The 11,572-nt window shown below is 59.3% G+C and carries 12 protein-coding genes; 2 read left to right on the forward strand and 10 right to left on the reverse strand.

The features are described 5' to 3' along the window. The first annotated feature begins 70 nt into the window (after nt 1–70). Nucleotides 71–1,891, forward strand: a complete 1,821-nt coding sequence (locus tag OE750_RS00300) for a M3 family oligoendopeptidase (protein WP_263760211.1) — start codon at nt 71–73, stop codon at nt 1,889–1,891. A gap of 350 nt (nt 1,892–2,241) precedes the next feature. Here the strand turns inward: OE750_RS00300 and OE750_RS00305 are convergent, their stop codons facing one another. From OE750_RS00305 to OE750_RS00320, 4 genes are read right to left on the reverse strand one after another with little or no spacing between them, the layout of a single operon-like run. Further along, the gene (locus OE750_RS00305; protein ID WP_263760213.1) at nt 2,242–2,511 is read right to left on the reverse strand and encodes a DksA/TraR family C4-type zinc finger protein; all 270 of its coding nucleotides are present in this window, start codon (nt 2,509–2,511) and stop codon (nt 2,242–2,244) included. A 13-nt stretch (nt 2,512–2,524) separates the two neighbouring features. Then, nucleotides 2,525–3,583 carry an alpha/beta hydrolase gene (locus OE750_RS00310; RefSeq protein WP_263760215.1) on the reverse strand — a complete coding sequence of 353 codons (1,059 nt, stop codon included), beginning with the start codon at nt 3,581–3,583 and terminating at the stop codon, nt 2,525–2,527. Between the two features lie 21 nt (nt 3,584–3,604). Continuing rightward, nucleotides 3,605–4,342, reverse strand: a complete 738-nt coding sequence (locus OE750_RS00315; RefSeq protein ID WP_263760216.1) for an FG-GAP repeat domain-containing protein — start codon at nt 4,340–4,342, stop codon at nt 3,605–3,607. 26 nt (nt 4,343–4,368) lie between these two features. Next, nucleotides 4,369–4,692, reverse strand: a complete 324-nt coding sequence (locus OE750_RS00320; RefSeq protein WP_263760217.1) for a 2Fe-2S iron-sulfur cluster-binding protein — start codon at nt 4,690–4,692, stop codon at nt 4,369–4,371. Between the two features lie 263 nt (nt 4,693–4,955). Here OE750_RS00320 and OE750_RS00325 point away from each other — a divergent pair, with 263 nt between their 5' ends. After that, nucleotides 4,956–5,471, forward strand: coding sequence for a peptidoglycan-binding domain-containing protein (locus tag OE750_RS00325; RefSeq protein ID WP_263760218.1), 516 nt, complete (start codon nt 4,956–4,958; stop codon nt 5,469–5,471). A 6-nt stretch (nt 5,472–5,477) separates the two neighbouring features. Here the strand turns inward: OE750_RS00325 and OE750_RS00330 are convergent, their stop codons facing one another. The 6 genes from OE750_RS00330 to OE750_RS00355 are packed head-to-tail and all read right to left on the reverse strand — an operon-like array spanning nt 5,478 to nt 11,512. Further along, complete coding sequence (locus OE750_RS00330) at nt 5,478–6,149, reverse strand: nitroreductase (RefSeq protein WP_263760219.1); 672 nt, start codon at nt 6,147–6,149, stop codon at nt 5,478–5,480. Further along, nucleotides 6,146–7,261: a primosomal protein N' (replication factor Y) - superfamily II helicase gene (locus OE750_RS00335; protein WP_263760220.1), complete on the reverse strand. Its 1,116-nt coding sequence runs from the start codon at nt 7,259–7,261 to the stop codon at nt 6,146–6,148. The genes OE750_RS00330 and OE750_RS00335 overlap by 4 nt, the downstream gene beginning before the upstream one ends. Nucleotides 7,262–7,311: 50 nt before the next feature. Continuing rightward, on the reverse strand, nt 7,312–8,418 hold the full coding sequence (locus tag OE750_RS00340) for an SPFH domain-containing protein (RefSeq protein ID WP_263760221.1): 1,107 nt from the start codon (nt 8,416–8,418) through the stop codon (nt 7,312–7,314). A gap of 20 nt (nt 8,419–8,438) precedes the next feature. After that, a complete protein-coding gene (locus OE750_RS00345) occupies nt 8,439–9,413 on the reverse strand; it encodes a DUF2927 domain-containing protein (RefSeq protein WP_263760222.1) in 975 nt (324 codons plus the stop codon). Nucleotides 9,414–9,416: 3 nt separating this feature from the next. Further along, on the reverse strand, nt 9,417–10,613 hold the full coding sequence (locus OE750_RS00350) for a toxic anion resistance protein (protein WP_263760223.1): 1,197 nt from the start codon (nt 10,611–10,613) through the stop codon (nt 9,417–9,419). Nucleotides 10,614–10,636: 23 nt separating this feature from the next. Beyond that, complete coding sequence (locus OE750_RS00355) at nt 10,637–11,512, reverse strand: 5-bromo-4-chloroindolyl phosphate hydrolysis family protein (RefSeq protein WP_263760224.1); 876 nt, start codon at nt 11,510–11,512, stop codon at nt 10,637–10,639. Between the last annotated feature and the right edge of the window lie 60 nt (nt 11,513–11,572).

Genomic DNA, 11,572 nt, shown 5'->3' on the forward strand with positions numbered 1-11,572 from the left:
AGACCGCGCCTTGAGATCAGCTCACGTGCGCTCTATGTCTTTGGGAGCATAACCAAAGAGGCGCTCAAAGATGTTTCAACTTCCCTTTCCCGTTCGTGATGTGAATGCAAGCTCAGGCACAGGTGGCCTTGGAGATTTGCCGGAATGGGACCTGAGCGATCTCTACACTGCAGAAGACGCGCCAGAGCTTAAGCGTGATCTGGTCTGGCTTGAGAAGGAATGCGCGAGCTTTGCCGCGGATTACGAGGGCAAGCTTGCCAGCCTCGATGCGGCGGGCTTTCTCGAGTGCGTTTTGCGCAACGAGAAGATCTCGGGCATCGCGGGGCGGATCATGTCATATGCGGGGCTGCGGTATTACCAACTGACGATTGATGCTGGGCGCGCCAAGTTTCTGTCGGACACGCAGGAAAAGATCACCAATTTCACCACCCCTCTGGTGTTTTTCACGCTGGAGCTGAACCGTCTGGACGACGGTGCTCTGGAGGCGCTGTTTGCTGAAAGTGCCGAGCTTGCACGCTATAAACCCGTTTTTGACCGTATTCGCGCGATGAAGCCTTACCAGCTCTCTGACGAGTTGGAGAAGTTTCTGCATGATTTGGGCGTTGTCGGCGACGCGTGGGAGCGGATGTTTGACGAGACCATCGCGGGCCTTGAATTCGAGGTGGATGGCGAGCCGCTGAACATTGAAGGCACGCTCAACTTGCTGACGGACGAGGCCCGCGAGACCCGCGAGGCGGCGGCGCGTGAGCTTGCAGATGTCTTTGGTAGCAATATCAAGACTTTCGCGCGCGTTCATAACACACAGGCCAAAGAAAAAGAGATCGTAGATCGTTGGCGTGGGATGCCCACGGCACAGACGGGGCGGCATCTTTCAAATGATGTGGAAGCCGAAGTGGTGGAAGCGCTGCGCGACGCGGTTGTGAAGGCCTACCCGAAGCTGAGCCACCGTTACTATGAGCTGAAGCGCAAGTGGCTCGGGCTCGATACGCTACAAGTCTGGGACCGCAACGCGCCCTTGCCGATGGAAGACAAGCGTATTGTCGGCTGGGAGGCGGCGCGCGACACCGTGATGAGCGCCTATGCGGGGTTTGACCCGCGCATGGCAGAAATTGCCGAGCCGTTCTTCACCAAGGGCTGGATTGACGCAGGCGTGAAGCCCGGCAAAGCACCGGGGGCTTTTGCACACCCCACGGTGACAGATGTGCACCCCTATGTGATGCTGAACTATCTGGGCAAGCCGCGCGATGTGATGACGCTCGCGCATGAGCTTGGGCATGGTGTGCATCAGGTTCTGGCGGCGGAGCAGGGCGAGATGCTTTCCTCAACGCCGCTGACATTGGCCGAGACCGCCAGCGTTTTTGGCGAGATGCTAACCTTCCGCAAGATGCTGTCAGAGGCCAAGAATGATGCGCAGCGCCGAGTGATGCTGGCAGGCAAGGTTGAAGACATGATCAACACGGTCGTGCGCCAGATTGCGTTTTATGACTTTGAGTGCAAGCTGCATGCCGCGCGCCGCGAGGGCGAGTTGACGCCTGAAGACATCGGCGAGTTGTGGATGTCTGTGCAGGGCGAAAGCCTTGGACCGGCTTTCGAGTTTATGGACGGATATGAGCATTTCTGGGCCTATATCCCGCATTTCGTGCACTCGCCATTCTATGTTTATGCCTATGCTTTCGGGGATGGCTTGGTGAATGCACTCTATGCTGTCTATGAAGAAAAACCCGAGGGCTTTCAGGACAAATACTTCGACATGCTCAAAGCCGGCGGCTCGATGCACCACACCGAATTACTTGCTCCATTCGGGCTGGATGCGACCGATCCAAAGTTTTGGGACAAGGGCCTCAGCATGATTTCGGGCTTTATTGATGAGCTTGAGGCAATGGAAGCGTGATCCAAAGGAGCGCCTTCGGCGCGCTTTATGTCTCGGCCTTGCCTTTGGCGCGGCCTCGGAGCCTTCGGCGAGGATATTTTGAGCAATAAGAAAGCGCAAAACGAAGTATTAACCAGTCTTGGGTAATATGCTTTTACGGTACAGGCGGGGACGCCGATGGCCGTGCAATGAGAAAGGCGGAAGCCTTGGGGGCGGGTCTTCGGGGCCGCCCTTTCTTATTGCTTCAAATATCCATTCCCATGTCCCTCAAACGCGTGCGCGGTATCGGTTCGCGCTTGCTCGGCTGTTTGCCGTAGGCGAGGGCATAGCCCCCGCCGGTGGGGCGTGGCCGAAGGCCGCGCAAGCTCTGACTATTTGAGCTGGCTGTCTTTTGAGCCGCGACGATTGATGCCGCCGCGCTGGTTTGCAGCTGTGTCTCGCTCGGACATGCAGTCGATGCAAAGCTTCACGCCCGGGATTGCGCTACGGCGCGCCTCGGGGATTTCTTCTTCGCACTCTGCGCAATGGGTGAGGCTTTCGCCGACAGGCTGTTTGCGCGCTTTGAGGCGCGCAAGTTCGTCGCTGATCGAGGCTTCGATCTGTTCGCTCACGGCGCCGTCTCTGGCCCATCCGCCTGCCATGGTTTTCTCCCTGCTACTGCAAGAGCCGCCCGTCGCGGCGGCTTTCTCCAAGAAGAACATAGCGCGAGAATTCCTCGGCTGCCAAGCCTACTCCGCTGGTAAACCTGCGCATGAACTGGATGGCTGCAGGAGAGGAGACCGGGACCATATGGCCGAGGCCTCCGCCTGCTTCAAACAGGGAGAAGTCGAGCACACTCACCTCGAGACCTTCAACCTCTTCGGCGTTCTGGATGCGGCCCAAGCGTTCCTTTCGGCCCGTGAGCAGGCCTGCCACGTTGAGAGCGCGGTCTTTCTGACTTGTCATGATGATGAACGGTTGTGGCAGCTTTCCGATTTCGCGGGCTTGTTGGCGGAAGACATCCGGGTCGATATCGGGTGACATGAGGATCACGGCTTCGAGCGCGTTGACCTGGCCGGATTTTCCTTGAAGGGCCATTTGGCGCAGTGACTCCATTACCAGATAGCTGCCCATAGAGTGTGCGAGAATGATCACACGGCGTTGGCCCGAGCGGTTCAGATCTTCCAGCAGGCGGGCAAAGTCGGAGCGCGCGAAGAGCACTGAGTCACGGTCGTAGGCGTAGCCGAGCGGATCACCTGCGGAGGGCCATGAGAAGAGCAGCGCGGGGTTTGTCAGCTCGAAATCATGCTGGATCTGGGCGAGGCGGAAGGCGGCATCTTCGAGCGTATTGTTATAACCGTGCACAAAGATCAGCAGCGGCTCGTCTTGATCTTTGCTGGCCTTGCGAATGCGGGTGGCCAGCGCAGGGGCATCTTTTAGCGGTTCCGCGCCAAGGGGAGCGAAATGGCGGCGGGCATCGACCACTCCGGTGCCGCGCTCGATCTTGCCGACTTCATGGTGCGGAGGGATGGATATTTCGGCCTGAGCGTAGCTCATTTTTGCAGAGCGCCGCTCACCGAATATCTGGCCGCTCTGGCCTTCGGTGCGCATGGTGGCGATGAAGATGGTTTTGACAGTGGCCTCAGGAACGGGCGCCGAAAAGCCCACGGCCTGCGGGCGGGTACAGGCTGCGAGGACGATAAGCATGATAAACAGGAAGATACGGTAAAGCATAGGCGCTTTATGGCACGTTGATCACGAGCAGGAAAGCGCTGCTGTGAGGCTTTCGGGGCCGGTGTAGGCTCCGATGTCCTTTGTGCTGAGGGCTTGCCCGTCAAACTGTGTGGCGATGATGCGCGTCCAGTTTGAATTTGCTGTAATCATTTCGGGCGTGCCTTGGCAGGTGCGGATGCCGCCTGCAATAAAATTCCAGCCGATCTGGTGATTGGTAAGGCCTGTCTGGCTGGCAACTTCGGTGAGTGTGCCATCCTTGAAGCGCCAGAGGCGGAGGGTTTTGGCAAGGTGTGGTCTGTCGATGTAGGCGATTTCGATCTGGCCGTCGCCGTCAAAATCGGCTGCGCCGACGGGAGCCAGCCAGCGGTTTTTCTGGCCGATGTGGGGCGTGGCGGTAAGGAGGCCGGTGGGGTTGTAGACGGAGAGCCGCGCGCCGAGCGAGGCTTCGGATTCAACCACCACAACTTCTGCTGCACCATCCCCGTCAAGGTCAATGAGGCGGGGGCTTAAGTCTTCAAACACGCGGTTTTCGGGAAGGCGCAGGGTAAGCGTTTTGCTCGGACCATTTATGGATTTGGTGAGCAGCTCCAGTGCGCCATATTCGATATCGTCGCCCAGAACGCCGTGGGGGTAGCGTGTTGTCGGCTCTGTGAACTTGGCTGATGTGATCAGGTCTTGCGCGGCACTTGCCGCCGGCAACGTTGCAACAAGAGCCGCAGACAGAACCGCGCCGCGGGTGAGGCGGCGCAGGGTGTGCACGGTTTGTCGCGGTGCTTTGGCCAAAATCAGATTTGTTTTTCAGGCATATTTACGATGAGGCCGTCCATATCGTCGGTCACTTTGATCTGGCAGGTGAGGCGCGAACGCGTTTCATCGGGTTGATAGGCGAAGTCGAGCATGTCTTCTTCCATGTCGTCTTTGGCCGGAATTTTATCAACCCATGCAGAATCGACATAGACATGGCAGGTCGAGCAGGCGCAGGCGCCGCCGCAGTCGGCTTCGATGCCGGGGATGTTGTTGTCGCGCGCGCCTTCCATAACGGTGAGACCGCTCGCAACTTCGACAACATGTTCTGTGCCGTTGTATTCGATATAGGTGATTTTTGCCATCGTGACGGGCTCCTCAAAAACTCTGCTTAGGTCTTGTTACAAAAGGCGGCGCGCCGCTGCCAGCCCTAAAGCGTTTTGCACTTCATCTGTGTCTCAGATTTGTTTCATAACGCCCGCCCCACTGAAGGGACGTGGGCATTTTTACGAACTGCATTCATGCCACAGCGCGAAGACTTCGTGAGCGAAGGCAGGAATGTATGCTTTGCGGGGCGCAGTTTTGGGCGTAACTTGAGCGAAATCAGCAGAAGCAGGCGAAAAACAGATTGAAACGGGTTTTGACATCACTGGTGATGACGCTTGCTTTGGGCGCGTGTGCCGAGCAGAGCCTCATTTCAAAAGTCGAGCCTGCACTTGTGGAGAGTTTTGAAGCCCCGCCGCCCGGATCGGACCCGAACTCGTGCTGGGGGAAGGATGTGAGCCCTGCGGTGATTGAAACCGTGAGCGAGCGGGTCTTGGTGCAGCCTGCCGAAATACGTGAAGACGGGACGGTTGTGAGTGAACCTGTCTACAATAAGCAGACGCGGCAGGCGATTGTGAAGGAGCGCCGCGAGATCTGGTTTGAGACGCCTTGTCAGGATGCGTTGACCCCCGACATCATTGCGACGTTGCAGCGCGCGTTGAAGGCACGGGGGCTTTATGCGGGGCCGTTGTCGGGCAATCTTGATGGGCCGACCCGCTCGGCGATCCGCCGTTTTCAGGCGCGCGAAGGGCTCGACAGCTCGATCCTGTCGCTCTGGGCCGCGCGTAAGCTTGGGCTTGTGGCGATCGAGCGGAGTTAGAGCACCTTAGCGCCAGTCGACCAGATCGGACAGCGCGGCGCGAGGCGTGCGGAAGCTGTTGATCGGCGCTTTTGTATCACTGTAGCCGAAGGAGACGGCGCAGAGGATGAGGCGGTCATCGGGCAAAGCGAAATATTCGCGCAGAAAGGGGGCGTAGCCTGCCGGTGCGGCCTGCGGAATACTGCCGAGACCGAGGCTTGTGAGGGCCGCGCAAAACGCGGTGACAAAGCCGCCGCAATCGAGCGCGCCATATGCTCCAAGCTCGTGCGGGCTGCTGACAAGTGCCATGTGTGGTGCGCCGAAAAAGTTAAAATTTTCCAGCATTTGCGCGGTGCGCGCAGGTTTGTCATCGCGTTCAATCGACGCTGCATCATAGAGCTGCATTCCGCAATCAAAGCGGCGGGCTTTGTATGCGCCTGAATAGCTTTCGGGCCAGGGGAGGTCTGGTTGCATGGGGCTTGTTTGGGCGTGGGTATGGAGTGCCTTCCCCAAGCGGGCTGTTTCGCTCGCTTCGGTGATGAGAAGGTGCCACGGCTGGGCGTTACACCACGAGGGTGCGCGGGCGGCTGTGGCCACGGCTTGCTTGATGAGTTCGCGCGGCACAGGTGTGTCGAGATAGGCGCGGCAGGAGTGGCGCGCTTTGAGGATGCTGTCGAGGGCTGTGTGCTCTGCGGTCATTGGAAGGCTCCTTGCTCGAGACCGTAGAAGTAGCCGATTGTGCCTGCGATGATAAGGCCGAGCAGGACAGCGAAGGCGATTTTCCAGGCCGAGTAGGGCCGCTCGCCCTGCACGCGGCCTGTGCGGCCGTTGACGACAAAGCGGAAGGTGCGGCCACGGTATTTGTAGGCTGCGAGCCAGACGGGCAGCAGGATATGCTTGAACGTCACGTCTTTTACCGATGTGTCGATGTCGTGGATGCGCTGGCGGTCACCGCCGATATCAAACTTCACATCGCGCTCGATGACGCGGGCCATATGTGCGCGGGCCTCCTGATAGCCTTCCTCAAGCTGCACAGAATAGCCCTCGGCGCGAAATCCGGCGAGGTATTCGGGGCGGTAAGGCTCAAGGGCTGCCAGATCCCACGGCTCAAGCGCGTCGGTGAAGCGTTTGGGCGGGCTTTTGGACGCCAGCACCAATACATCATCAAAGAAGCGCGCCACGCGACCACGGGCGGGGGACCAGCGGATCTTGGCGACCTGCTTGCGCACGCGTTTGCCATCGCGCACGACTGTTATGGTTTCATAATATACGGTACCGCGCTCACCCGAGTAGCGCGAGGCGGTATCGGCATCAAATGTCCAGTAGGGCACATAGATACCGCTCATGGCGCGGCCCTTGCGGGCGTAGTCTTGCAGGCCATTCGGGGCAAACCAGAGGCTGCCGAGCCAGTCTTTCATGGCGCTGCGGGCGGTGGGTTCATCAAGCGCGAAGGGCAGCACACCGCGTGGTTTTATGTGACGGTGCAGCCCCGTATCCGTGACCACGGGCGTGGCGCAGAAGGGGCATTCGGCGGCGTGGGTGTTGGAATCAAACTCCACCTGCGCGGCGCAGTTGGGGCATTGGGAGACACGGGTCTCTTCGATATCCTGCGCGGGCAGGACCGAGCGCAGTGCCGCCTCAAAATCCAGCTCGCGGATCGCCGGGCCACGCGTCAGGCCGATCTCTTCGGTATTTCCACAGTGATCGCAGATCAGACGATCATGCCCCGGATCAAAGCGGTAGTCCGCCCCGCAGCTTTGGCAGGGAAAACGGTGACTGGCGGCCACGTCTACGGGTGCGGTTTCGGACAAGAGATTTATGCCTTTGGCGAGGATATTTGGAGCAAAAAGAAAGGAGTTTGTCAGCCTTCGGGAGGGGGCGGCGGCAGGACTGTGAAGAGGGTCGCGAGGGCTGTGACCTCGGCGGCTTTTTTCCAGCCGTCCTGACCCGCGGTCCAGACCAGCGTGTCACGGGTGAGCGCACCATCTGCCGACATGCGGCCCATTGAGGCGCGCGAAAACGGCCCCTTTGTCTGCCCCGCTTCGGCGATGTGCCAGACCTGCTCTACAGGAGGCGGGGGCGGCGCGATTTGGGCTTGCGGCGCGGGCGTGCCCCATGGCCCCGCTTGGGCGGAGGCTTCGCGGGCGATTTGCATGCCAAGGCCTGCACCGACGCCAGCCTGAAGCGCGCCGGCACCTGCACCTTGCGCAGTGAGGCTTTCGGCGGCCTGAAAGTTCATATAAGTTGACAGGTCGCCGATCACGCCCATGGAGGTGCGTTTGTCGAGCACAGCTTCGACAGCCTCGGGGAGCGAAATATTCTCGATATAAAGCTCTGGAATTTCAAGGCCATATTCGGCAAGGCGCGCGGCGATATCGCGGCCGACCAGCGTGCCGAGTTCGCGGGTGTTGGCGGCCATGTCGAGCACAGGGATGCCCGAGCGCGCGATGGTGCGGGAAAATTCCTGCACGATGATGTTGCGGATCTGGTAGCTGATTTCGTCCATGGTGAATTCGCCGTCTGTACCGACGATCTCTGTCAGGAAGCGGGCGGGATCGCTCACCTTGATCGTGTAGCTGCCATAGGCGCGCAAGCGCACGGGGCCGAACTCGGGATCACGCGCGATGATCGGGTTTTTGGTGCCCCACTTGAGGTCACTAAAGCGGGTGGTGTTGACGAAATAGACTTCTGATTTGAACGGGCTTTCAAAACCGTGATCCCAGTGGTTGAGCGTTGTCATCACGGGCATGTTGTTGGTCTCGAGCATGTAGAGACCCGGGGTAAACACATCAGCTAGCTGGCCTTCGTGAACGAAGACTGCCGCCTGACCCTCGCGCACTGTGAGCTTGGCACCGTATTTGATCTCGTGGCCCTCACGCTCGAAGCGCCAGACCATCGTGTCGCGGGTGTCGTCTGTCCAGTGGATGACATCGATAAATTCGCCTGTCAGAAAATCAAAAATACCCATGGGGGTCTCCTTTTTTGTGCTCAGCTGTCGGTTTCATCTGTGAGCTCAGATGCGATTTGGGTGATGACGGGGCGGGCCTCGCTTAGGCTCATGCCGCTTTTGAGACGCGGGTCATAGAGCATTTTGAGGAGCAGCTCGTCGTGGCTTGTGAGGGTGGCGAATTCCTCGTCATCGTTGAAGATCGAGGGGCGCGCGAGGGGGCTGTCATTGGAGAGGCCAAGGCCTTGCGCCAGCTCCTCGTGGATGCAGGAGAGCCGCATAAGTGAGGGGTGCTCTGCTCTGATAATGGCGATGGCACGCTCGCCGCCGGCATTGGCGGAGGGGGTATTGGTGTGCACGAGGCAATAGATATCGCGTGGCAGGTTGGTGAGCGTTTCGAGGCGTGCTTTGGGAAACGCGGGCCAGACGCGGGTGACTGTTTCCTTGAGGGCGTCGCCGTCATCGGCGCTGGCGAAGATCACATGAAAGTTGGCTTTAGCGGCGGAAACGCGGATTGGATGGCCTGTTACGCGGGCAAGGCGACTTGCGTAGGCATTGACGGCGGCGGCATCACTGGCGCGCTGTTTCGCAGAAACCGAGGGGCCGAAATGTGTGGCGAAGCGCACTTCGCCGCGCCACGGATGAAAACGGCTGACAGCTTCTGACCCTGCGGTGAGGTTACCGCCTGCGTGTTCGTCATAAAAGGCGATGGTCTCGAAATTGCGCGCCAGATCACGCGCGCGGTAGTTGGTGTCGGGGCCGCCTCCATCACGGCGCAGAAGGCCTTGTGAGAGCAGGTGTTCTTCGAGCTTTACATAATAGGCGGCCAGTTCGCGGGATCTGGCCGAAGGCGTCATGGGCGCTTGTGGTTGGGACGCGGCTTTGGGCGGAACGAGGCCAGCTGGGCGCGCCTGTGGTTTAAGGCTTTCGCGCATCGGAAAGTCGCATCCAGCCAGAAGGGACAGCCCTAGAAGAGCTGCCCCTGCAAGGTTCAAACTGCGACTTGCGCGGCTCATGGCTCAGCTTGGAACGGCTGTGCCGGCGGTATCGCCTGTGCCTGTTTTGCGCGCTTTGGCCGAGGCGAGCGTATCGCGAAGCTCGGCTTCCATTTTCTTGAGCTCGACTTCGGCGGAGGCGCGGCGCGCTTTGCCTTCGTCGGCGATTTGCAGGCTTTCTTCGATCGTGCCGATCAGGTCGGCGTTGGCCTGTTTGACGGCTTCGATATCAAACACACCGCGCTCCATTTCTGTGCGGATCATCTTGTTGCTGTCGCGCAGGTTCTTGGCGTTGGCGGTGAGCAGTTCGTTGGTCAGGTCGTTTGCGTCGCGCACGGCGGCGGCGGCCTCGGCGGAACGCTGGATTGTCACGGCCTGAGCGAGCTGGGTCTCCCAGAGCGGCACGGTGTTGACCAGTGTCGAGTTGATCTTGGTGACGAGAGATTTGTCATTCTCCTGCACCAGACGGATCGAGGGCAGCGACTGCATGGTGACCTGACGCGTCAGCTTCAGATCATGCACGCGGCGCTCCAGATCATCGCGCGCGGCGCGCAGGTCGCGCAGCTCCTGAGCGCGCATGACCTTGTCTTTTTCAGGTGCTTTTTCGACTTTTTTCTCCAGCGCAGGGATATCTTTTTCGTCGAGCACGCGGAGCTTTTCTTCGCCTGCGGCGATATAGAGCGCGAGCTCGTCATAAAACGCCAGTGTCTTTTCATAGAGCATGTCAAGCGACTTGATGTCTTTCAGCAGCGTGTGCTCGTGATCAAGCAGGCTCTCTGTGATGCGGTCGATCTGGCCTTGGACTTGCTCGAATTTGGCGGTGAACTTGGCAAAAGGAGCAGCGCGGCCCAAGAGTTTTTCCCACCATGTGCGCTGGCGGCGCACGTCAAGTTCGCTGACAGAGAAACCACGAATTGTGGTGACGATGCCGCGCAGGCTGTCGCCTGCCGGGCCGACATCTTTATTGCGCACGCCTTGGAGCATGGCTTGGCTGATTTCTTGCAACTCGGCCTGCGCGGCGGAGCCGAAGCTGACGATCGACTGGGTGTCCCCCATGTCAAGCTCGCCCATGCGGGATTTGATTTCTTTGCTTACTGCACCTTTGGCTTCCGCCATGGGCACAACGGCGTTGGCATCGGTGGGCTCCGGCAAAACCACGGCGTTCACTTCTTCCACAAGGGCGAGTGTGTCTTGGGCTTTTTTCTGAATTTCTGTGGCCATGTCGGACCTCACTTTCTTATCAATCAGGATTTGTCTAATTTATCTAAACGGATGCCTTCTTGAGCGAGACGGTCACGCAGCACTTCGATTTCGATATTGAGATCGCTGCGGTTGTCCAGCAGAAGATGACGGTTCTTGGCGGAGAAGCTGTCTTGCAGATCGCTCAGCAGGGCGAGGTAATCATTTCTGGCCTCGGTGCTGCGGGCGCGGGTGTAGATATCGGCGAATTTCTCTGTCGCGTCGCGTGCACCTTTCAGGTAGACGCCCATGAATTTGCGCGCGGCTGTAAGGTCGCGCGGGTCTTCCTCGACGGTGCGCAGAAGCTCGCGGACCTGATGCTGGAAGCGCTCGACACGCGAGGAGACCTGACGGTCGGCGGCGCGGTTGGCGGCAGCGGTAATGGCGATGAGATGCTCTTCCGCCTGGGTGACGACGCGCGCGACACGGTCGTTCTGGAACTGGTCGACGCCGTCCATGCCTTTGTTGACAAGCGGATCGGGGCCGAAGGCGGCAAAGTGCAGCACAAGGCCGAGGATACCGAAGAGCAGGGCTTCAACTGTGCCGAAGCCGGTATAGCCCGCAATGGCGAGACCTGTACCTGTCAGGATCGAGGCGAGGATTTTGCGCGGCAGGGCGGGGCGGCGGGCCACTTTGCGGGCCTCGTAGGCTTCATGCGCTTGCTGGCCCGCGCGGGTAAGCCATGCGGCGAGCAATAAATCGGCCAGTGCGACGAGCCAGAGAAACATTTCGGCAGGTGGAGAGGTGAATGCCTGCCAAACCATCGGGAGGGGTGCAAGAAAGAGGAAATTGACCCGTCCGCCAGCGCGCGTGCGACGTGCGCCCTGGTAGCTGTTTTCACCGGTTTCGGGGCTGAATTTTCCGCCGTATCGCTGTGACATCAGGCGGCTCCGAACACGGATACATAGAGCATGAGCAGCACCAGAAGTGCGAAGGCCAGT

Source organism: Lentibacter sp. XHP0401 (assembly GCF_025751535.1).
GTDB lineage: Bacteria > Pseudomonadota > Alphaproteobacteria > Rhodobacterales > Rhodobacteraceae > Lentibacter.